This is a genomic window from Bradyrhizobium diazoefficiens (assembly GCF_016616235.1).
Taxonomy (GTDB): Bacteria; Pseudomonadota; Alphaproteobacteria; order Rhizobiales; family Xanthobacteraceae; genus Bradyrhizobium; species Bradyrhizobium diazoefficiens_H.
Window position 1 is genome coordinate 1,534,138 of sequence record NZ_CP067100.1, and the last position, 21,280, is coordinate 1,555,417.

Annotated in this window: 16 protein-coding genes, 1 tRNA gene and 1 pseudogene; 10 read left to right on the forward strand and 8 right to left on the reverse strand. The window is 64.6% G+C overall.

Annotation, left to right across the window (positions count from 1 at the left end):
- Positions 1 to 22: 22 nt before the first annotated feature.
- The gene (locus JJB99_RS07325; protein WP_200498139.1) at positions 23 to 649 is read left to right on the forward strand and encodes a peptidoglycan recognition protein family protein; all 627 of its coding nucleotides are present in this window, start codon (positions 23 to 25) and stop codon (positions 647 to 649) included.
- Positions 650 to 1,485: 836 nt separating this feature from the next.
- Here JJB99_RS07325 and JJB99_RS07330 read toward each other — a convergent pair.
- The 3 genes from JJB99_RS07330 to JJB99_RS07340 all read right to left on the reverse strand — a co-directional run bounded on the left by JJB99_RS07330 (position 1,486) and on the right by JJB99_RS07340 (position 4,254).
- Complete coding sequence (locus JJB99_RS07330; RefSeq protein ID WP_200498140.1) at positions 1,486 to 1,827, reverse strand: hypothetical protein; 342 nt, start codon at positions 1,825 to 1,827, stop codon at positions 1,486 to 1,488.
- 303 nt (positions 1,828 to 2,130) lie between these two features.
- Positions 2,131 to 3,030 (reverse strand): RNA polymerase sigma factor RpoH, encoded by a 900-nt coding sequence (rpoH, locus tag JJB99_RS07335; RefSeq protein WP_200498141.1) that lies wholly within the window; start codon positions 3,028 to 3,030, stop codon positions 2,131 to 2,133.
- Positions 3,031 to 3,246: 216 nt separating this feature from the next.
- Positions 3,247 to 4,254 (reverse strand): RluA family pseudouridine synthase, encoded by a 1,008-nt coding sequence (locus tag JJB99_RS07340; RefSeq protein WP_200498142.1) that lies wholly within the window; start codon positions 4,252 to 4,254, stop codon positions 3,247 to 3,249.
- Between JJB99_RS07340 and JJB99_RS07345 the strand changes: the two genes are divergently transcribed.
- The 4 genes from JJB99_RS07345 to JJB99_RS07360 all read left to right on the forward strand — a co-directional run bounded on the left by JJB99_RS07345 (position 4,253) and on the right by JJB99_RS07360 (position 8,678).
- Positions 4,253 to 4,597, forward strand: coding sequence for a hypothetical protein (locus JJB99_RS07345; RefSeq protein ID WP_200498143.1), 345 nt, complete (start codon positions 4,253 to 4,255; stop codon positions 4,595 to 4,597). The genes JJB99_RS07340 and JJB99_RS07345 overlap by 2 nt on opposite strands.
- A gap of 57 nt (positions 4,598 to 4,654) precedes the next feature.
- Positions 4,655 to 4,729: transfer RNA gene (locus tag JJB99_RS07350), tRNA-Glu, on the forward strand.
- A gap of 714 nt (positions 4,730 to 5,443) precedes the next feature.
- Positions 5,444 to 7,600 (forward strand): tannase/feruloyl esterase family alpha/beta hydrolase, encoded by a 2,157-nt coding sequence (locus JJB99_RS07355; protein WP_246775289.1) that lies wholly within the window; start codon positions 5,444 to 5,446, stop codon positions 7,598 to 7,600.
- Positions 7,601 to 7,745: 145 nt separating this feature from the next.
- Positions 7,746 to 8,678, forward strand: a complete 933-nt coding sequence (locus JJB99_RS07360; RefSeq protein ID WP_210347640.1) for a helix-turn-helix domain-containing protein — start codon at positions 7,746 to 7,748, stop codon at positions 8,676 to 8,678.
- On the opposite strand, the gene JJB99_RS07365 is transcribed toward JJB99_RS07360, so the two are convergent.
- The 3 genes and pseudogenes from JJB99_RS07365 to JJB99_RS07375 all read right to left on the reverse strand — a co-directional run.
- Entirely contained in the window at positions 8,630 to 9,016 is a 387-nt protein-coding gene (locus JJB99_RS07365) for a hypothetical protein (protein WP_246775159.1), read from the reverse strand. The two genes, JJB99_RS07360 and JJB99_RS07365, sit on opposite strands and share 49 nt — an antisense overlap.
- A gap of 89 nt (positions 9,017 to 9,105) precedes the next feature.
- On the reverse strand, positions 9,106 to 10,131 hold the full coding sequence (locus JJB99_RS07370) for an alpha/beta hydrolase (protein WP_200498146.1): 1,026 nt from the start codon (positions 10,129 to 10,131) through the stop codon (positions 9,106 to 9,108).
- 728 nt (positions 10,132 to 10,859) lie between these two features.
- Positions 10,860 to 10,943 (reverse strand): annotated as a pseudogene (locus JJB99_RS07375) (SEC-C metal-binding domain-containing protein); the annotation flags it as partial.
- 881 nt (positions 10,944 to 11,824) lie between these two features.
- On the opposite strand from JJB99_RS07375, the gene JJB99_RS07380 reads away from it, so the two are divergent.
- Together JJB99_RS07380 and JJB99_RS07385 are read left to right on the forward strand one after the other, a co-directional pair.
- Positions 11,825 to 13,315 carry an amidohydrolase family protein gene (locus tag JJB99_RS07380; RefSeq protein ID WP_246775161.1) on the forward strand — a complete coding sequence of 497 codons (1,491 nt, stop codon included), beginning with the start codon at positions 11,825 to 11,827 and terminating at the stop codon, positions 13,313 to 13,315.
- Between the two features lie 3 nt (positions 13,316 to 13,318).
- Complete coding sequence (locus JJB99_RS07385) at positions 13,319 to 14,251, forward strand: CobW family GTP-binding protein (RefSeq protein ID WP_200498148.1); 933 nt, start codon at positions 13,319 to 13,321, stop codon at positions 14,249 to 14,251.
- 32 nt (positions 14,252 to 14,283) lie between these two features.
- Here JJB99_RS07385 and JJB99_RS07390 read toward each other — a convergent pair whose 3' ends face one another.
- Positions 14,284 to 14,655: a hypothetical protein gene (locus JJB99_RS07390; RefSeq protein ID WP_200498149.1), complete on the reverse strand. Its 372-nt coding sequence runs from the start codon at positions 14,653 to 14,655 to the stop codon at positions 14,284 to 14,286.
- 108 nt (positions 14,656 to 14,763) lie between these two features.
- On the reverse strand, positions 14,764 to 15,141 hold the full coding sequence (locus tag JJB99_RS07395) for a tautomerase family protein (RefSeq protein WP_200498150.1): 378 nt from the start codon (positions 15,139 to 15,141) through the stop codon (positions 14,764 to 14,766).
- Between the two features lie 169 nt (positions 15,142 to 15,310).
- Between JJB99_RS07395 and JJB99_RS07400 the strand changes: the two genes are divergently transcribed.
- From JJB99_RS07400 to JJB99_RS07410, 3 genes are all read left to right on the forward strand, one after another.
- Complete coding sequence (locus tag JJB99_RS07400) at positions 15,311 to 15,910, forward strand: TetR/AcrR family transcriptional regulator (RefSeq protein ID WP_200498151.1); 600 nt, start codon at positions 15,311 to 15,313, stop codon at positions 15,908 to 15,910.
- Positions 15,911 to 16,017: 107 nt separating this feature from the next.
- Positions 16,018 to 17,700 (forward strand): methyl-accepting chemotaxis protein, encoded by a 1,683-nt coding sequence (locus JJB99_RS07405; protein ID WP_200498152.1) that lies wholly within the window; start codon positions 16,018 to 16,020, stop codon positions 17,698 to 17,700.
- A 191-nt stretch (positions 17,701 to 17,891) separates the two neighbouring features.
- Positions 17,892 to 21,197, forward strand: a complete 3,306-nt coding sequence (locus JJB99_RS07410) for an acetyl-CoA carboxylase family protein (protein WP_200498153.1) — start codon at positions 17,892 to 17,894, stop codon at positions 21,195 to 21,197.
- Positions 21,198 to 21,280: the final 83 nt, after the last annotated feature.

The following is a 21,280-nucleotide window of genomic DNA, read 5'->3' on the forward strand; positions in this document are numbered from 1 at the left end:
TCGGGTCAATTGCTGGACCCGGATGATGATATCTCGCCTCATCGCGGCCGCCTTCGCCGCACTCCTCTTGATTTCCCCCGCCACTGCTGAGGACGCCGAGTTCACAAGGCTCGCACGCGCCTCCGGCACACCGGACATTCCCGGTCTGAAGATCGTCTGGCTCGCCCCCTGGGGTGACGTGCGCAATGCCCATTCCTGGCGCAACATCATCGTGCACCAGACCGAGGGGCCATCAGGCTCGGCGCGCGGCGGCGCTTTGGAGCAGGCGAAGAATCCGACGCGCCGCGGCGTCACGGTGTGGGTGGAGACCGACGGCACGGTGTATTGGGCGGTCGCGGAAAACCTGGTGCCGACCCATGGCGACGGCGCCAATCGCAACGACAACAAGTACATCGACAACCGATCGACCTATCGCCAGGTGGTGCGCGACAACTCGATCGGCGTGGAATTCGCCGGCAACTATCCCGATGTCACCGCAGGCCCGACGGAGGCGCAGGTCGCGGCCTGGAAGATCCTCGTGAAGGTGCTGCGCGCCCGCTACGACATCCCGCTCGACCGCGTCTATGCGCACAACTGGATCGACTACAAGGACGCGCGCTATTGCGAGGGATGCTGGCTCGCGACGCTGGCGAGAACGTGGGGGGAATAGAAGATCCTCCGCCGTGCGGCTCAGGGCACCGGCGGCCGAAACCGCCGGTGCCGTTTTGGCCTTCGCCAAGCCGCCTGCCTTTCTCGGTTCAGGCAAATGCCGTGGGCAGGTCGGCCGACGGCTTCGTCACGATCTGGTGCGCGTCGCGCCAGATCACCTCGCGCTGGCGCGATGTTGTGATCTCGCGCACCGGCAGGCCGCCCTCCTCGAGCAGCCAGGCGCAGAGCGCGCGCGGCTGACGGCCTCGCGGGCCTGAGGATCGAACCAGCAGATGCCCCAGATTGAATCGCGCCGCTTGAAATGCCGCGCGATGCGCCCGGGAATCGGCAGATGTTGCCCAAACCAGGTGAACTGGTCCGAGAGCTCCTGCCGAATCCAATCCAGACAGTTGTTGCGCTGGATGTACCAGGACGCACGAAAGAAGCCGCTCTCCGTCCGGCTGCGCGGATGGATGAGCGGTGTAACGAACCGCAAATACATGACGATACGGCGCGACGCCGTGTTGCGTCACGCCCCTCGAAACCAGATTGGATGAATGGAAGAACAGCCGCGAAAGCGGCGTTCAGCTCATGACCGGTCGCCGGCGACCTGTGGGTGGCGGCGGTCGGAACGTGTCGATCTCAACTTCATGCCGCCTCCCTTGAGAGCGTGAGCAAAGCGGCGCGGTATTGCGCCGGGCGGCAGCACATACACCAGCCGACGTCCTGCGACAAGCGGGGAGTAGCCTGGTCATTCCGGGGCGCGACGAAAATCGCGAGCCCGCAATCCATTTCGCCGCGGAGTTTGGGGGTGGAGGATTCCGGGCTCGCGCTGCGCGCGCGGAATGACGAGAGAGGCTATACCGGCTGCGTCATCCAGCCGAACAAGCGCCGGATCAATCCGGGCCGCCGCGGCAGCTGCGGCGGTTCGTCGGCCGCCAGCACGCGTTTGAAGAAGTAATCCAGGAACACCATGTCGTTCGGCTCGGTGACGGTGAATGTCTCTTCGCCGAAGAACACGCTGTAACTATAGAAGAACGGTCCCATGAGCGGGATCGTCGCTGTGCCTGCATAATCCTTCGAGATCACGAACTCCGACGGCTCCAGCCCGTGCTCGCGCATCGCCTGCTCGACCAGCGGCAGCTTGCGCATGAACTGGGCCTCGAAGCCGCCGACGGTGGATTGCAGGATGATCGACACGGCGCGTGTCCGTTCGCTTGATGTTCGATGTTTTGTCGGTTGACCGGCAGCGACGGTTCAGTGAGCCACACCCCCGCTGTCATCGCCCGGTTTAACCGGGCGATCCAGTATCCCAGAGGCGCGCGTTGGAGAGCCCCGCTCCCGACTGGCGCCGCCGCGTACTGGATGCCCCGGTCGAGCCGGGGCATGCATCCAGCGTGGAGCTGCGCTTTCTTCCACCCCCCAACAAAACGAAAAAGCCGGCGTTGCCGCCGGCTTTCTCTCTTTCGATCCGCCAATCTCTCTACGCGGCGAAGCGCCGCTTTACAGCGCGGCTTCCAGCGCCGCCTGTTCCTGCCTTGCGATCGTGCCCTTGACCGCGGACTGCACCTTCTCGAAGGCGCGGACCTCGATCTGGCGGACGCGCTCGCGCGACACGCCGAACTCGGCGGCAAGGTCTTCCAGCGTCATCGGCTCATCGGCGAGGCGGCGGGCCTCGAAGATGCGGCGTTCGCGCGGGTTGAGCACGCCCATCGCGCCGTTGAGCGCGTCACGGCGGTGATCATACTCCTCGTGCTCCGCCATCATGGCTTCCTGGTTGGGCGTGTTGTCGACCAGCCAGTCCTGCCATTCGCCGGCTTCGCCGTCGTCGCGGATCGGAGCGTTCAGCGACGCATCACCGCCGAGGCGGCGGTTCATGTCGATGACGTCCTGATCGGTGACGCCGAGGCGCTTGGCGATGACCTTCACCTGGTCGGGGCGGAGATCGCCTTCGTCCAGCGCGTTGATCTTGCTCTTCGCCTTACGCAGGTTGAAGAACAGCTTCTTCTGGTTCGCGGTGGTGCCCATCTTCACGAGCGACCAGGAACGCAGGATGTACTCTTGAATCGACGCCTTGATCCACCACATGGCGTAGGTGGCGAGACGGAACCCCTTCTCGGGTTCGAAACGCTTCACCGCCTGCATCAGGCCGACATTGCCTTCCGAGACGACCTCGGAGATCGGCAAGCCGTAGCCGCGATAGCCCATGGCGATCTTGGCGACGAGCCGGAGATGGCTGGTGACGAGTTGGTGCGCCGCGTCGCGATCGTCATGCTCACGCCAACGCTTGGCGAGCATGTATTCCTGCTGGGGTTCCAGCATCGGGAATTTGCGGATCTCGGCGAGGTAGCGAGAAAGGCCGGATTCTCCATTGAGGACCGGCAAAGCAGCGGTACGGGCCATAGTGCGCCCTCCAAAGGTTCAGGCCCCCGATAGCGGCGGGCCAGGCAGACGACCGCTGTGTCAAAGCCGGTCGGGCTGCGATGTTCCGCGTTGGTCATTTCAACGCAGCCGCAATATATCCCATCGGGGGCCAAAAAGGGAAGGATTGCTGACGTCACGTCCCCGTGTGGCAGCTATAACTTTTTGTAAGGTAACGCTTTTCTCAATCGGCCTGCGTCATAGCGCCGCTTTCAATGCGCTTTCAAGGAGAAGCAAATCCTCCGGCAGAGGTGCCTCCCAGTGAAGTAATTCTCCAGTCCTCGGGTGTTCCAATACCAGCAAATAGGCATGCAGGGCCTGCCGGCCGAGCGCGGCCAAAGCGGCCTGCGACTCGGCTCCGAGCTGGTTCGCCTTGGTCTTGAAATGCGGTCCGTAAACCGCATCGCCCATCAGGGGATGGCCGATATGGGCGAGGTGGACGCGGATCTGGTGGGTGCGCCCGGTCTCGAGCTCGCAGGCGAGCAGGGCGGCGACGCCCTTGCCGTCGCGTCCGGAAAAACTCTCCAAAACCTCCCAATGCGTCACGGCTTCGCGGCCGCCCTGGCGCACCGCCATCTTCTCGCGTGCATGCGGATGGCGGTCGATCGGCGCGTCCACTGTGCCGCGATGCCGGTTCGGCACGCCCCAAGCAAAGGCCATGTAGCCGCGCCGCATCTCGCCGGTGCGGCCGTGATCGGCGAACTGCGCCGACAGAGAGGCATGCGCCATGTCGTTCTTGGCACCCACCATCAGCCCGGTGGTGTCCTTGTCCAGCCGATGCACGATGCCGGGCCGGCGGACCCCGCCGATGCCCGACAGCGAGGTGCCGCAATGGGCGATCAGCGCATTCACCAGCGTGCCGGTCTCGTGCCCCGCCGCGGGATGCACGACGAGTCCCTTCGGCTTGTTGATGACGATGATGTCGTCGTCCTCGAACACGATATCGAGGGCGATCTCCTCGCCCTTGGGCTCCGCCGGAGCCGCCTCCGGCACGTCGATTATGATCGTATCGCCGGATGCGACGTGATAAGCGGGGTCGCGGACCGGGGCGGCCTTGAGGCTCACCGCGCCCGCCAGAATCAGGGTTTTCAGCCTTGATCGCGACAGGTCGGTGAGGCGCGCCGCCAGCACGCGGTCGAGCCGGGCCGAGCCCTCGTCGCCCTCGACCACGACCTCCAACCTTTGCGCTGACCCAGAGCTTTCCATGACGACGTCTGATACCGCTGTTCCCGAACCGACCCCCGAGCAGGCCGCGCTGTTTGCGCGGGTGCGGCGGATGATGCTGATCGCGGGGTTGACGACGGCGCTGGCGATCTGCGCCGTCCTGATCGCGGTGGGCTACCGCCTTTTCAAGTCGGAGGGAAGGGCGGTGGAAGCGGCCGGCGATGTCACCGCCACCCTGCCCAGGGGCGCCAAAATCGTCTCCACCGGGGTTGCCGGGGACCGTCTCGTGGTCACGCTCGACCTCGGCGGGGCCACCGAGATACGCACCTTCGACGCCCATACGCTGAAGCCGGCCGGAAAGCTGAAATTTGCCAATGAGCCGTAAAACGGCTCCTTGGGTCCTTGCGGCGGACAAATTTCGAGGCTATTCGGTACCCCTCACGCTCCCTTCGTCTAGCGGTTAGGACGCGGCCCTCTCAAGGCTGAAACAGGGGTTCGATTCCCCTAGGGAGCGCCAATGTCACACATGCAGCTCTTGTAGATTGTGTTGAGGACCTCCTCGATATCGCCACGGGTTCATGTGAGGCCGCCGCTTCGCGGCGACCTAAGTGAATTCGTCGTGTTCGGTTCCGATCCGACCAGTGAGATTATCGCCGTCCTTCGCATCCGCCGCGGACAAGGTCGGTGGAATTGTCCGGCTCATGTCCACCATCGCCGTTGAGCGCCACGACCAAGGCTGCCAAGAGCCGATAAGACAGGGCGCGGCCTCTCGGCCGTGGCGTCTTAGGTAAGCGCGCCGCAAGCCTGACCGTCGGCATCTTCCTTCGATAGAACCTCGAAAATCGCTGCTGCGCTTTACAAAATCGCGCCAATCTTCGCGCTGGTCTGCCTCAAGAGTTGATTTCCGTGACACGGGTCAGATGATCTCCCTCGAGCAACGGCGGCACAAGGTCGTTGCTGATCTGCCAGGGGACATCAAAGGGGGATCTGTATCCAAGCGCGCAGTTGCAGCGGTTTTGTCGTTCGTATCGATGTGCCGCGTGCCGGCACGCTTCAGCCCTGCGCTCAGCATCAAGCCGACATCCGGAGCGGAATCTAGTCGTTTCGCTCTTCAACGAACGGGCTGCCCGCCAACGCATGTGCTGCGCGGGCGGTGGGCGCTCGACCACATTCTACCAATCACGAGAGGGAGGAAGGGACCATGCAAACACGAGCACTACTAGGCTTGGCCGTGGCCATCGGCGGGGCAATGATCATGCCGGCCGACGCGCATGTCGCGCCGCCGCCATTGCCGACGTGTCTTGGCAATCTCGGTACCAAAGTCGCGGGGATCGCGCCGAGCACACTTCCGGGCACAATCGTTCAGGGCGTCGTCACGCCCGGCACCAGTACAGTCACGGTTCCTTATGCCAGCATTGTGCCCGCGGCACCGGAGCAGCCGGCGGGCGGCTCCGGCTTCAACTTTCGGCCGACGCCGGTAGGACCGACGCCGGCCTTTTGTCAGATCGCGTTCGTCTATTATCCCGGCGGCGAGGGACCGAACAATCCTGGGCCCGGCCTGGACGCACCCGGCATCCCAAAGGGGCAGCCGGCATACGATGCCGGCCAGAAGCAGGCCATCGAGATCGTGATCTCGCTGCCACTCAATTCCGCCGACCAGGGCCCCACCAATGCGGGCGCAGTCAACGGCGCCTGGACGGGAGGCGTCATGACCATGGGTGCCCCGGGGCAGTCCGGAACGCTCAATCCCGCTGGTTTCGGTGAGGGGCTCGACGGCGCCAACGCCACCTACGCGATCCGCCAGGGTTTCGTCGCATCGATCACCGACGCGGGCGAGCAATACGCCGGCTACTTCACGCAAGGGACCGCCGGTCACGCCAACTTCGCGATCATCTCAACGTCTGGCAGTCCGCACCGGAACAAGATTGCCTACGGGGCGGTCGCCGACTGGATCTATCGCGGCACCTGGTACGGCCGGCAATGGGCCGACGCGATTGCGAAGGTCTATTACGGCAAGGAGCCGAAGCTGCACTACTATAACGGCGCCTCCGGTGGCGGCAACATGGGCATGGGTCAACTGCAGCACTACGGCGACGAATACGACGGCTTCCTGATCGGCGCGCCGGCCTATCGCTGGCAGCAGTTCCGGTTGGCGGACAGTTGGCCCGCCCTGGTCCTGCGCAAGCTGGTCCAGCTCGACGGGTCCGCGGCATTGCCGACAAATGATCAGCAGACCGCGCTGTACAATGCGATCGTCAAGGCCTGCGATGTCGACGGCACCGACACCGTCGCGGATGGCATCATTGCCGATCCGCGGGTCTGCACGATGCACTTCACTGCCGCAGCCAACGTCTGTGGCGTAGCGGGAGCGCCGGCTCGGCCAAATTGCCTGACAGCCAGGCAGGCCGCAGCCTTCGATCGGATTTTCGACGGACCGCGCAACGGTCACGGTGCGCGGATCTGGTATCCCTACGATATCAGTATCACCTTCCCGGCCAACGCGCTCGGTACGTTCCAGAGCACCTCGTACAATTCCGCAGCCTTGACGGCGAGCACAGTGGAGGTCGTGCAGTACGATCATGCCAATGCCGCATGGCCGGCGAACAACTGCCTGTTCGTCGATCAGGAGTCGCTGGAGTTGGGGACGACCAACGCCACCGGGTGGGCCGCCTGCACAGCTCCCGGCGTTCCCACCACCTATGAACGGGAAGCGGTGATCGGCTCGCGGACCGGATCCGACCTGGGTGGCCCGCCAATCGATCTCTATACGGACAACCAGGATCCGGACCTCAGGCCGGCGATGCAACACAAGACCAAGGTGATTCAGCTCCACGGCAGTGCTGATCCGGCGATCCGCTGGCGCCACGACGTGGACTACTACAACCGCGTGGCGACAAAATTGTACGGTGGCACCACAGGCAAGGATTACGAGAAGCTACAGTCCTGGTATCGTCTGTTTGTCGCTCCAATGAGCGGGCACGTCGGTGGCGGGCTCGGCCCGTACTGGTACGATCCGTTCGTTGCACTCAGGAACCGGGTCGAGCACGACGTCGTGCCGAAATCCATTCTCGGCATGTCTGATTCACACGGTCTCGTGCCGGGCCGTACCCGGCCGATGTGTCCGTTCCCACAGACCGCGATCTATAGCGGCTTCGGCAGCATCAACGACGCCAGCAGCTTCACATGCGACGGCAATCTCCAGGCCGGCGTGATCAGAAACACGTCGGGACAATCCATCCAGGGGCTTCCGGTTGCCTGCGATGATGTGAAAACGGTGTTCGGCCAGGAAGACAGCGACAACCTCGATTTCAAGAGCGTTGGCCTGACCGCCAGTGAATGCGCCGCGCATCGGCCGCCTCCACGTGCCGATGTGCTGACTAGACGCTAGAGCTCCGTCTGCAGTAGGCTGAGCCTGAAAAGGAGCGCGCGAACCAATATCGCGCGCTCCAACCTTTTGCGCGATGGTGGATCGTCGCGAGGCGGCTGCAGCGCAAACGAGGTGAGATCGTTCGAGCATCGTGGAGAACGAGCAGATGGGCGATCAAGGATCTGAATCGAAGTCGGCTTTCGACGCCTATCTCGGCAGCAACGCCGGTACGGGGCCGGACTATGCTGTTTCCGATGCGGACGGCCGCATGATCGCCGCCAAGTGGCGTCGGCCCGCCACCCGTACGGGACTGAGCAAGCTCAACCAGAACGTCCTCATGTATCACATCGGTGGCTCGACCTCGGTCTCGATGTTCGTCAAGGGGATATGCAAGGGGACCGGCTCGCAGCACGGCTCCGTCACGTTCCGTCCGCACGATTACGAAGTCGAGAGCGTGCGAAACGGCGTGTTCGAGATGCTTCACCTTTACCTGGATCAGGATCTGGTCAACCTCTATGCCCAACAGAACCTGGTCGGCAGGAGCAGCGTCGATATCGATCCCATGTTCGCTGCGCAGGACCCGTGGCTGCAGGGCTATTTTGCGATGCTCGTCGCCGAATTCGAGCTTTATGGCGGCATTGATCATCAATCGCACTCGCTGCTGCTGGCTCAATCGCAACAGCTGATCATTCGCCACCTCGTCCATTGGTATTCGAACGCGATGCTTCGCAGCCGCCAGGCAACGGAGAAGCGCGGGCCGCCGCATCCGCTCAGTCCGCGCCGGCTGCGCATCGTGCTCGACTATATCGAGGCAAATCTCACTTCGGAAATCAGTCTGGCCGAGCTTGCGGCATTGACGGGATTGTCGGCCAATCACTTCATTCGCGCCTTTCGGGCGGCGACGCAGCGGACGCCCTATGGCTATCTGGTCGAGCGCCGGCTGTCGCGGGCCACTGAGGCGTTGCGGCACGGTGATCTCTCGATTGCGGAAATCGCGCTCAGCACCGGCTTCCGCAATCTTTCGACTTTGACCAATACGTTCAAGCGCCATCACGGCGTGACGCCCAGCGCGTATCGCGCTCGGCTGCGAGAGCGATAGCTCTCGCTCGGATGGGCAAACCGGGAAGCCGCAATCTCGTGTCGTGGACATTGCGATTGTACGCCAGGTTCGGTTGGCGCCGCCGCGTCGCGCGCGAGATGATGGACCTTGGTTGGGTCGCGCTTGGTGAAAGCCGTCATGACATCGATGTCCGTCCAGTAGGAGATGGTCGTGAACCACGTCTCCTCGTCTCGGTCCTCGCGCAAGTGCTGCACGCCGCGAGCGGTCTTCAATAGGGGCGGAATGCCCTCGGCTTGCAGATAGGCCTGGTAGGCGTCAGCGACATCGCGGCGGGTACGGCCGCGCCAGATGCGGGCGATGGTCGGCTTGGTCGGCATGATGGACTCCCTTGCGGTCGAACGCCGTGCTTCGCAGTCCCGTTCCATGCGTCTACATGTCACGGCTGCCGGCCGCCGCGGGCGCTCTCTCACGCCGTGGTGCCGTCGATCGAGCGGCGGATCACCTGCTGCACTTCCGCATTCGACAGGAACAGATCGTGGTTGATGAGGCCCCAGCCTTCCTGCGAGGCATCGACCACGCGCACACCGAGCTGCGCGATGACGGCCTTCTCGGCGGCACCGACCCTGGTCATTCCACCTGCGATCTGTCCCGACAGCGCGAGGGCGCGATCGTTCGTCGCTGCGATCACGGTGATCTTGCCGGCAAGCGGACCGATGCGGTGGATCGCCGACGAGAACACGTCCATGTCGATATCGGGCGCGGCAAATACGACCGCCCCGATCTTGCCCGTCACGGTGTCGCCGTATCGCGCATAGAGCTGACGCAGGCTTTCGAGCGACAGCATGGTTCCCATACTGTGCGCAACAATGTGCACGCGGCCGGTGCCTGGAGCCGACACGAGCGCCGAGAGCACGCGCTCGAAATCGTCGCGGGACCACATCGCGCTGTCGCGGTCGTAGGCATAATCGAACAGCCCTGCCTTGGAGGGCCAGGAGAAGACCATGGTCCGTCCGCGGAACCTGATCCCGTCGGAGAGATGGGCGGCATCGAGCACCGCCGTCTCGAATGTCTGCTTGAAGCCGTGCACATAGATCAGCACGTCGCCTCCGCCGGCCTGCGCAACGAGATCTCCAACGTCGCCCGACATCGGTTCGATGCGGTCGAGGCGCCAATCGCCAATTCCAACCGAGGCGAGAGAAAGGCGGCTCTCGTCCGGCACCCCCAGCTTCGCCCGTGCGACCGTCATGGCGGTCGCGCGCTCCGGGCCGAACCAGCGTTTCGTGCGACCGCCGTTCACGGGCTTGCGCGTGGTGGCGACGAGCAAGGTGGGGTCAATGGAGAGCGACGATGCATCGAAGCGCGCGCCGGTCGCACCCAGGCCGGCGCATCCGCCGAGCGCGAGGGCGCTCCCGGCCGACACAAATCCGCCGAGCAGGGCGCGGCGCGAAACAGAATGACGGGAGTCGCGTGGCAGAAGAGGTCGGACGATCACACGGAACCTTTTGGGAACTTTGCCCACCGTAAGCCGCCCCGCCTGTCTCCGTGAATGACAATGCGGGCGAGAAGACGGCAGAGCCGCTTGGCGGGCGGTTGCGTGGACACGACGTCCGAACGAGCGTCAGATCAGTCGTTGATTTCAATCGATTGTAGAGCGCACCAATCGCGCAATGCCTTCGCAGCGGCTTTTCCGCGAAGGCAAGGCGGTTGCCTGGAGGCGAGTTCAGGCCTCGAGAAGATCGACATCGAGCGTTAGTACGCCGGTCAGCCCGACCGAAGCCATTCATCTGCCGTCAATAGTTCCAGCTGGGCGAAATAAGCCTCATTCAGGTCCTGGTTGGGTTTCGTATTGACGTTGTCATCGCCCGATTGGGTCTTGTGCATCAGCTCGTTCATGTGTCCGGCAAGCACCCAGCCGATCGCATGGATGGCTTCGTGACGATCGAGTCCTTCGGAAATCAGCCGCTGCGCCGTGCTTCGCACCGGCAGCTTGGGATCGGCAATTTGGCTCTCGACGATCGCATGAAAGGCAGCGTGCACTTTCTCGCGCGGAAGGTGGATTCCGGCGCGCCGATGGTACGTCATCACAAGATCGATCCGATCCTCCTCGTCCAGCGCAGCCCACAGATCCGGATCTGGCTCCATGAATGGATCATACGTCAGGGGAGCTTCTTCGTCCTGAAGCGCCGACCGGGCAACGTCCGGTGTCTGCAAAATTTGGGACGGCTCGTCCAGTCTTTGCGAGCCGAGGCAACACTTCTTGAACTTCTTGCCGCTGCCGCAGGGGCAGGGGTCGTTTCGTCCCACCTTGTGCGGATCTACCATTGCGAGCACCTTCGACAGAATCTGATTAGGGCACAATACACCAAAATTAGCCTGGTCTGACGATGCGATGCCGCAACGTTGGCGATTGACACGAAGAAAACAACGAGAGGTCATGCTCATTGAAGCAGGAGCACCCCCAACCTCCTGTCAACCCCTCTCCACAAAAATATTCCACTTTACCGAAATTCGGATTTGTCGTATGTGTCGCTCCATCCCAGCCCACCAAAGGGGCGGTCGTACGTCGTCACGAGCGCGGGCCGGGAGTTGCGGTGGACGCGGGCGGCGTTAAAGGCGGGCTTGCGCGTGCAGGGCGAGATGAACCTCGTGAGCACGGCGCGGACCGCGAAGACGGACGGGCGCTCAATGTCTTGCGAAGCTTCTTGGCATCGCAGGAAAGCCTGCGTACGGCGAAACCGTGTGGTCCTGGCCGTCGTTGCTACGGTCAAGTCCCGACGAAGACGTCATCGCGTCAACCGGCGCGAGAAGCGTGAATTTCGCGGGGGCGAGGGAGGCCAGAAGGAACTCGGCTCCCGGGAGAGCGCGGCATAGGCCGTCAAACCATCGCGCAGGGAAGGCCGGACGTTTGGCTGCCCTGTGTCTCCCCTGTGCATTGCGTGTGCATTCGTTCAGCATGGGGGTTTTGTGGGTGCCAGCCGGCGCCCGGTCTTCCCTGCGCCCTTTCCTTCGAGAGGGTGTGAAGACGCGCAGAACTCGGGCAAACCATGCCGCGAGACTGCAAGCGCGTGTCCGCCGCCTGTCTGCCCGATGACCTCTTATGCGAGCATGATGCGTCGGCATCGACGAGGGTGGTCGTTGCTGCCGGAATCTGCCTTGATGTGATTTCAGCGCGGAGGAGTTTCGATATGAGCGGCTTGGTGATCTCTGGCGGCCGGGTGGTGGATCCCGCGAGCGGGATGGATGCCATCGGCGATGTGGCTGTGGTGGACGGCAAGATCGCCGCGGTCGGCACGGGCCTCGGCGGCGCCGAGCGGGTGATCGACGCCACCGGACTCGTGGTCGCGCCCGGCTTCATCGACCTGCACGCCCATGGCCACTCGATCCCGGCGGACCGCATGCAGGCGTTCGACGGGGTGACGACGACGCTCGATCTCGAGGCCGGCGTGCTGCCGGTCGCCTCCTGGTACGAGCGCCAGGCGAGGCGGGGCCGCGTGCTGAACTACGGCGCCGCGACCAATTGGGCCTTTGCGCGCATCGGCGCCATGACAGGCTCCAATGCCGAGAGCTCGCTGGAGGCGTTCGGGAATGCCATGCGCGACCGCCGCTGGATGGACAACGTCGCGACCGACGCGGAGGTCGCCGGCATCCTCGAGCGTCTTTCGCGCGGGCTGAACGAGGGTGGCATCGGCATCGGCATTTTGAACGCCTATGCGCCGGGCGCTGGCGTGCAGGAGTTGACCGCGGTGTGTCAGCTTGCCGCCAGGCAGTACGTGCCGACCTTCACCCATGTCGCCTACATGTCGCGCGTCGATCCTGAAAGCGCGGCGGAGGCCTATATCCGCCTGATCGGCTATGCCGGCGCCACCGGCGCGCACATGCACATCTGCCATTTCAATTCGTCGAGCAAGACCGACATCGCGCGCTGCCGCGTGCTGGTCGAGAAGGCGCAAGGACAGGGCCTGCCGATCACGGTCGAGGCGTACCCCTACGGCACCGGCTCGACCGTGCTGGCCGCGGCGTTCTTCAGCGATCCGGAGTTCGTCGAGCGCAACGGCACCGGCTACGATTCGGTGCAGCGCGTGACCGACGGCCATCGCTTCAGCGATCGCGAGGAGCTGTTGAAGGCGCAGGCCGAAGAGCCGTCCTCGCTGGTGCTCTGGCACATCCTCGACACCGAGCACAATGCGCATCACCGCGACCTGCTCGACATGTCGGTGCTCTATCCCGGCGGCGCGATCGCCTCCGACGCGATGCCGTGGACGACGTCGGACGGCAAGACCTACACCGGGGATGCCTGGCCGCTGCCTGAGGATGCCACCTCGCATCCACGCTCGGCCGGCTGCTTCACGAAATTCATCCGCGAATGGGTGCGCGAGCGCAAGACCCTGTCGCTGCTCGAAGGCGTGCGCAAATGCGCACTGATCCCGGCGGAGATCCTGTCGCAAAGCACGCCCTCAATGCGCGCCAAGGGCCGGCTCGATAGCGGCGCCGATGCGGACATCGTCGTGTTCGACTACGAGAAGCTCTCGGACCGCGCGACCTTCGCGGCGATGAACCGTCCGTCGGAAGGCGTGCGGCATCTGATCGTCAGCGGCCAGGTGCTGATCAGCGGCGGCATTCTTGATGTGACTGCACGGCCGGGAAAGCCAGTGCGCCGCCCCGTCGTCGAGGGCTGATCCATGCCCATTCTGCTGGTGACGGGCTTTCTGGGGGCGGGCAAGACGACGGTCGTGAACCATCTGCTGGCGAATGCAGATGGGCGGCGGATTGCAGCTGTCGTTAACGATTTCGGCGCGATCAACATCGATGCGGAGCTGATTGCGGGCGCGAGCGAGGGCGTGGTCAGCCTCGCCAATGGCTGCATCTGCTGCTCGCTCGAAGGCGATCTGCTGCGAACGCTTTCGATGCTGCTGCGGCGCGCTCCGAAGCCCGAGTACATCGTGATCGAGACCAGCGGCGTCGCCGATCCCGCCGACATCGTCCGCAACCTGATGGACCCCGTGATCCTGCGCGAGTCGCCGCTGGAGACCGTGCTCTGCGTGATGGACGCATTGACGCCTCCGGCCACGCTGGACGAGGCGCTCCAGCGCTCGCAGCTGCGCGTCGCCGACATCGTGGCGCTGACCAAGCTGGATCTGGCGGACGAGGGTGCAGGTGCGCGAATGCGCGAAGCCATTCGCGCGCAGCGTGTCCCAGCGGTGGTGGTCGATGCCAGGCACGGCGAGATTCCGTCCGCGCTGCTGTTTCCGGCGACCGTCGATCGCGCGCCCGCGCCGCGCGATCCGGGGCCGAAACGCCCGGCGGAGGAGCGCTTCGAGACGCTGAGCTGGACCTCGGACCAGCCGCTCTCGCTGCCGCGCCTGCAGCAGGCCATCGGCCGGCTCGCGCCAAGGCTGGCTCGTGCAAAAGGGCTGTTCGAGACGATCGAGCAGCCCGGCCGCATGATGGTATTCCAGTTCGCCGGCGGTCGCGCCACGCTGGCGCCGGGCGATGCACCGGCGGAAGGCGTGCCGCGATCGCGGATCGTCTTCATCGCCGAGCTCGGCGTGCTCTCGAAGGCCGAACTCGACGGGATCATGGCGGCGTGCCTTGCGGGCGGGGAAGGCGCGTAGCTCCGATGCAGCATCCGCGGAATGCCGTCATCTCATTCTCCGTCCGGCTCGGCCGTTTTCTCGGCCGCCTCTTCGCCGTGAATCGGCGGCCCGCCGTGCGCGCCGCGCAGGCGGATCATGGTGTCGATCACGTCGACGTCGATCTTGAGCATGTCGAGATCGCGCGTCATCTCGCGCACCTCCTGGCCCTTGCGCGCCAGCTCCTCGGAGACGTCGACCGCCATCTTGCGCTCGGTCACGTTGCCCTGGGTGTTGACGAACAGTTTTGCCCGCATCCATTCGAGCCGCGCCCGCTGGGTGTCGCGTTCGAACTTCTTCTCGGCATGACGCCGCCGCGCCTCCGCATAGGCGGCGATCAATGCGGTTTCCGGCAGGCTCCACAATTGCTCGACCGACATGGTCATGCGGTTCAGGTCCTGGGTTCGGCTCGGCGGAGGCTCACTCCGCGCCCTATCAGACCTTTTCAGCCGGCAATTCTCAAGGGGGCATCAGCGGGCTTGCGCCGGGCAGACTCACGCAAATTGCGCGAGACCGTGACCGACGGACCAGTTCTCCTTGGGCGCATCGAGCACGTTCACGAACACGTCCTCGGGGCGGATCCCCGGATTTTCGCCGAGCAACTGCGCAATCCGTCGGTACAGCGCCTTCTTCTGCTCCGCGGTACGCGAGGCGAACACGGTGATCTGGATCAGCACGGCGTCCTCGCTGCGCTTGACGCCGTAGGCGTTGCCGCAGCGGAAGTTTGCTGGCGCGAGCTCGCTAATGGTCATGAACTGGTCGCCTTCTGGCACGTTCAGCGCCTCGCGCATGGCGCGGTAGAGACTGTCGAGAATCGCCTGCCGGTAGGCGTCCGGCTTGCCAGTGCGCATCGAAATGTGAAGAAGAGGCATGAGCTGCTCCCTTTGAATGCGGGCGCTGGCCGGCGAGGGCGCATGCAAGCGCCCGCCGTTCGGCCCTTGACGAAACGGGCTATCAATCCGCCTTGATTTTTGACACGATGTCCAGAAATCACATTCTTGACATCGTGTCAAATATTGCGAACGGTTAAAGGAGCATCGATTGAGGCCGCGCGAATTCGATCACGACGACGTCTTGCGCATCGCGTTCGAGCAGTTCTGGCGCAAGGGCGTCCGCGGCACCTCGCTGTCGGACATCGCGCGCGACGCCGGCGTCCAGCGCGGCAGTCTCTACAATGCCTTCGGCAGCAAGGAGGCGCTGTTTCTCCAGGCCTATGAGCGCTATGCCGGCGATTATCTCGCCGCGCTGCAAAAGGCGCTCGGCGCAGGCTCCTTGCGAAAACGCCTCACCGCGTTTTTCGATCTGACCATCACCAACTTCCGCTCGGGCTCGCCGCCGCGCGGCTGTCCGACCACGCGCGGATTGATGGAGCTCGGCGCGGCTGCGGGCGAAGGGCTGGATGAAGAAGCGCGCCAGGCTTTTGCGAGCCTCGTGTCGCGCATCACCGCTCTGGTTCAGGACACGTTGGCGGCAGGTGCCGCGCGCGGTGAGTTCGAAGGCAATCCTGCGGCGGCAGCGCTGCATATCGTCACGGTGACGCGCGGGCTCGCTGTGCTCGAACGTGCATTCGATGACGAGGCCCAGTTGCGCAAGATCGCAGCCCACACGATCGATCTCGTGCTCGGCAAAAGGGGCTGCTAGCGCGACGGGTATTGCCGGATCCTGCTTACGGGAACCCGAATGCTTAAGGCTTTGCTAAGGGAGACGGGATAATCTGGCATGACAGCCCTTCATTCTTGCGAGCACCGATGATTTTCTCCCGCATCAGTTTCAAGCTGGTCCTGATTGTCGGCATCAGCCTCGTCGGCATGATTGCGCTGGTGCCGATCGCGCTCTCGACTCTGCGCAGCCAGATGATCGCCGACCGCCAGGCCAAGACGCAGCACATGGTGGATGTCGGCTACGGCATCCTGGCGCACTACCAGAAGCTCGAGAGCGACGGAAAACTCACCCGCGAGCAGGCGCAGGCCGGTGCGACGGCCGAAATCAAGAGCCTGCGCTACGACAAGGTCGAATATTTCTGGATCAACGACATGACCCCGAAAATGGTCATGCACCCGATCAAGCCGGAGCTCGACGGCAAGGATCTTTCCGCGATGAAGGATCCCGCCGGCAATGCGCTGTTCATGGGCTTTGTTGACGTCGTCAGGAAACAGGGCGCGGGCTTTTACGGCTATCTCTGGCCCAAGCCCGGCTTCGACCAGCCGGTCGGCAAAATCTCCTATGTGAAAGGCTTTGCGCCCTGGGGCTGGATCATCGGCACCGGCATCTATCTCGACGACGTCGACGCCGTCTTTCGCCAGGACGCGATGACGTTCGCGCTGGTGTGTCTCGCCGTGTTCGTGCTGGTGCTCGGCGCCTCCTTCGTGATCGGCCGCAGCGTCACCAAGCCGCTGGCGAAGATCACCGCGCTGACCGAGCGCCTCGCCGCCGGCGACAGCGCCTTCGATGTGCCCTACACCGATCGCCGCGACGAGGTCGGCGGGCTCGCCAAGGCGCTTGCCGTGTTCAAGGACAATGCATCGACGGTGGGCCGGATGCACGCCGAGCAGCAGGAAACCAAGCAGCGGGCCGACGACGAGAAGCGCAAGGCGATGGCCGATCTCGCCGGCAAGTTCGAGGCGAGCGTCCAGGCCGTGGTTCGCGACGTCTTCAACGAGGCGCGCGCGATGCAGCAGGCCGCGCAAGGCATGTCGGAGACCGCGAACAAGGCGACCGACCGCGCCAGCTTCGTCGCCACTGCCTGCCAGCAGGCCTCCAGCAACGTGCAGACGGTGGCCTCGGCCGCCGGCCAGCTGTCCGCCTCGATCACCGAGATCAGTCAGCGTGTCGCGCAGGCGGCAAGCGTGGCCGACAAGGCCGCGGCCGACGGCCAGCGCACCAACGACACGGTGCAGGGGCTCGCCGCCGCCGCGCACAAGATCGGCGAGGTCATCGACCTCATCAACCAGATTGCCTCGCAGACCAACCTGCTCGCGCTGAACGCCACTATCGAGGCGGCGCGCGCCGGTGAAGCCGGCAAAGGTTTTGCCGTGGTCGCGAGCGAAGTGAAGTCGCTGGCGAGCCAGACCGCGAAGGCGACCGACGAGATCGGCGCGCAGATCACCGCGATCCAGGGCGAGACCAACCAGGTGGTCGGCAACATCGACAGCATCCGCAAGACCATCATGGAGGTCAACGAGATCTCCGCCTCGATCGCAGCGGCGGTCGAAGAGCAGGGCGCTGCGACGCAGGCGATCGCCCACAGCGTGCAGGAGGCGGCTTCCGGCACCGATCAGGTCTCGCAAAACATCTCCGGCGTCACCGAGGCGACGGCGGAGACCGGCCAGGCCGCAGGGCTTGTGCTGCAATCGAGCGGCCGGCTGGCGCAGAAGCTGCAATCGCTCGAGAACGAAGTCAGCACCTTCGTTGCGGGCGTGCGGGCGGCTTGATACCGCATCGATCCCGTCTGCCGTGGCGCGGATAATCCGCTCCGCCACGGCGTGTGCGGTCGACTGAAATTCCGGCCCGCGGGACCGGTCATCGCGACCGGCGTTCCCGCCCTTGACGGCTGCGGCGAAAGTGAAGAAGCAGGATCATCGAACCTGCCGACCCGCAGCCCGCGCGGGCATGGAGACGCCGCATGTCGTTCAAGAGACTCCTGATCGCTAACCGCGGCGAGATCGCCATCCGCATCGCGCGCGCGGCGGCCGATGCCGGCATCGCGACGGTCGCGATCCACCCCGCTGACGATGCGCTGTCGCTGCATGTGCGCGTCACGGATGAGGCGGCCGAAATCCCCGGTCGCGGCGCGCGAGCCTATCTCGACATCGAGGCCGTGGTGAAGGTCGCGAAGAGCGCGGGCTGCGATGCCGTACATCCCGGCTACGGCTTCCTCAGCGAGAACGCGGCGTTCGCCAAGGCCTGCGCCGATGCGGGCATCGCCTTCGTCGGACCGAAGCCGGCCGCACTGGAGCTGTTCGGCGACAAGGTCGCAGCACGTCAGCTGGCAAAGCGCTGCGGCGTTCCGATCATCGCCGGCACCAGCGGGCCGTCGAGCCTCGAGGAGATCACGGCGTTCTTCGAATCCCTCGGCAAGGGCGCCGCGGTCGTGATCAAGGCGATGGCTGGCGGCGGCGGCCGCGGCATGCGCGTGGTGGAGACCGCATCCGATCTTGCGGAAGCCTATGCGCGCTGCCAGTCCGAGGCCAAGGCCGCATTCGGCTTCGACGGCGTCTATGTCGAGCGGCTGATCCGGCAGGCACGCCATATCGAGGTGCAGATCATCGGCGACAGGCACGGCGCGATCTCTCATCTCTGGGAGCGCGAATGCACCATCCAGCGCCGGCACCAGAAGCTGATCGAGGTGGCGCCGAGCCCCTCGCTCGGCGACGGCTTGCGCGGCCGCATCATCGAGGCGGCCAAGCAGCTCGCGGCCGCCGCGTCGTACGACAATCTCGGCACCTTCGAGTTCCTGGTTGACGGCGCTGCCGAGGACAGCTTTGCCTTCATCGAGGCCAATCCGCGGCTCCAGGTCGAGCACACCGTGACAGAGGAGGTGCTCGGCCTCGATCTCGTCCGCGCCCAGCTCGCGGTCGCTGCGGGGGCGTCGCTCGCGTCTCTCGGTCTTGCGCAAGGCTCGATTCCGAAGCCGCGCGGCTATGCCATGCAGCTTCGCGTCAACATGGAGACGCTGGACGAGACGGGCGCGACGCATCCGACCGGCGGCACGCTCGCCGTGTTCGAGCCGCCGTCGGGCCCCGGCGTCCGCGTCGACAGTTTTGGCTACGCCGGCTACAAGACCAGCGCCGCCTTCGACTCGCTACTGGCCAAGGTGATCGTGCATACGCCGGGCGAAGCCTGGCATGACGTCGTGGCAAAAGCCTCGCGCGCCCTGCGCGAGTTCCGGATCGACGGTGTCGTCACCAACATCGCCTTCCTCCAGGCCGTGCTGGCGCATCCAGATTTCAGGACCAACCGGATTGCGACCGATTTCATCGATCGCAATATCGGCAAGCTCGTCGACGCCGCAGATGGCGCGGCCAGGCCGCTCTATTTTGCCGCGACGGAGCGAAGCGGCGGTGACGCCGCCGAGGCGCATGCGGTGCAAGTGGTGCCCGAAGGCGCCGTGATGGTCGCGGCGCCGTTGCAGGGAACCATTGTCACCATCCAGGTGAAGCAAGGCGAAATCGTCCGCCCGGGCCAGCAGCTCGCCGTGATCGAGTCCATGAAGATGGAGCATCTTGTGATGGCCGAGCAGGGCGGCCGCGTCATGAGGCTTGTCGCCGGCGACGGGGTCACGCTGATGCATGGCGAGCCGATCATGTATCTGGAGCCGCTCGATGTCGCGGCTGATAGCACGACCGCGGAAGCCGATATCGATCTCGACCACATCCGTCCCGATCTTGCCGAAGTGATCGCGCGTCAGGCCAATACGTTCGACGCCAACCGCCCGGCCGCGGTCGAGCGCCGCCGCAACACCAACCAGCGCACCGCGCGCGAGAACGTCGCCCAGCTCGTCGACGACGGCTCGTTCATGGAGTATGGCAGCCTCGCCATCGCCGCGCAGCGGCGCCGGCGCAAGCTCGACGACCTCATCAAGAACACGCCGGCCGACGGCCTCGTGATGGGCGTTGCCACCGTCAACGCCGAGAAGTTCGGGCCCGAGGGCGGACGCTGCATCGTCGTTGCCTATGACTACACGGTGCTCGCCGGCACGCAGGGGCATATGAACCACAAGAAGATCGACCGCATGCTGACGCTTGCGGAAGATTGGCGCGTGCCGCTGGTGTTTTATGCCGAGGGCGGTGGCGGCCGGCCCGGCGACACCGACCGGCTCGGCATGACCGGCCTTGACGGTCCGTCCTTCGTCCAATTCGCAAAGCTCTCCGGCCTGGTGCCGGTGGTTGGCGTCGTCTCCGGCTATTGCTTCGCCGGCAATGCGGCGATGCTCGGCTGTTGTGACGTGATCATCGCGACCAAAAACGCCTCGATCGGCATGGGCGGCCCGGCGATGATCGAGGGCGGCGGGCTCGGCGTCTATCATCCGGCCGAAGTCGGCCCTGTGACGTTCCAGGCGCCGAACGGCGTCATCGATATCCTCGTGGAGGACGAGGAGGAGGCGACATCCGTCGCGCAAAAATACCTGTCCTATTTCCAGGGCGCGGTGACGGAGTGGCAGACCGCCGACCAGCGCCTGCTCCGCCGCGAGATCCCCGAGAACCGGCTGCGCGTCTACGACATCCGCAGCGTGATCGATCTCGTTGCCGACAAGGACAGCGTGCTGGAGCTGCGCCGCGACTACGGCCTCGGGATGATCACCGCGTTGATCCGCATCGAAGGCAAGCCATTCGGCCTGATCGCCAACAATCCGCGCCACCTCGGCGGCGCGATCGATGCGGATGCCGGCGACAAGGCCGCACGCTTCCTTCAGCTCTGCGACGCCTTCGACCTGCCGATCGTCTCGCTCTGCGACACGCCCGGTTTCATGGTCGGCCCCGAGGCCGAGAAGACCGCGATCGTGCGCCACGTCTCGCGCATGTTCGTGACCGGCGCGAGCCTCACCGTGCCGCTGTTCGGCATCGTGCTGCGCAAGGGCTATGGGTTGGGTGCGCAATCGATGATCGGTGGCGGCTTCCATGCCTCGTTCTTCACCGCGGCCTGGCCGACCGGCGAATTCGGCGGCATGGGGCTCGAAGGCTATGTCCGCCTCGGCTTCCGCAAGGAGATGGAGGCGATCGCCGATCCCGAGGAGCGCGAAGCCTACTACCGCAACAAGGTCGCCGAGCTCTACACCAACGGCAAGGCGGTCTCGATCGCCTCAGTGTTCGAGATCGACAACGTCATCGATCCCGCCGAGACGCGGCGCTGGATCATGGCGGGCTTGCGTTCGGTGCCGAAGCCGCCAGCGAGGACGGCTAAGAAACGGCCTTGCATCGATACGTGGTGAGGGCGGTGCAGCAATAGCTGCGCAGCGGCGGTTGTCGTCATTCCGGGCGATGCGAAGCATCGAACCCGGAATCTCGAGATTCT

Excerpts from the sequence above, each read along its gene's own strand:
- JJB99_RS07325 (WP_200498139.1), top strand. The coding sequence starts at position 23 with ATGATGATATCTCGCCTCATCGCGGCCGCCTTCGCCGCACTCCTCTTG.
- rpoH (WP_200498141.1), bottom strand. The coding sequence starts at position 3,030 with ATGGCCCGTACCGCTGCTTTGCCGGTCCTCAATGGAGAATCCGGCCTT.
- JJB99_RS07345 (WP_200498143.1), top strand. The coding sequence starts at position 4,253 with ATGACGACGTCTGATACCGCTGTTCCCGAACCGACCCCCGAGCAGGCC.
- JJB99_RS07340 (WP_200498142.1), bottom strand. The coding sequence starts at position 4,254 with ATGGAAAGCTCTGGGTCAGCGCAAAGGTTGGAGGTCGTGGTCGAGGGC.
- JJB99_RS07360 (WP_210347640.1), top strand. The coding sequence starts at position 7,746 with ATGGGCGATCAAGGATCTGAATCGAAGTCGGCTTTCGACGCCTATCTC.
- JJB99_RS07365 (WP_246775159.1), bottom strand. The coding sequence starts at position 9,016 with ATGCCGACCAAGCCGACCATCGCCCGCATCTGGCGCGGCCGTACCCGC.
- JJB99_RS07380 (WP_246775161.1), top strand. The coding sequence starts at position 11,825 with ATGAGCGGCTTGGTGATCTCTGGCGGCCGGGTGGTGGATCCCGCGAGC.
- JJB99_RS07385 (WP_200498148.1), top strand. The coding sequence starts at position 13,319 with ATGCCCATTCTGCTGGTGACGGGCTTTCTGGGGGCGGGCAAGACGACG.
- JJB99_RS07390 (WP_200498149.1), bottom strand. The coding sequence starts at position 14,655 with ATGACCATGTCGGTCGAGCAATTGTGGAGCCTGCCGGAAACCGCATTG.
- JJB99_RS07395 (WP_200498150.1), bottom strand. The coding sequence starts at position 15,141 with ATGCCTCTTCTTCACATTTCGATGCGCACTGGCAAGCCGGACGCCTAC.
- JJB99_RS07405 (WP_200498152.1), top strand. The coding sequence starts at position 16,018 with ATGATTTTCTCCCGCATCAGTTTCAAGCTGGTCCTGATTGTCGGCATC.
- JJB99_RS07410 (WP_200498153.1), top strand. The coding sequence starts at position 17,892 with ATGTCGTTCAAGAGACTCCTGATCGCTAACCGCGGCGAGATCGCCATC.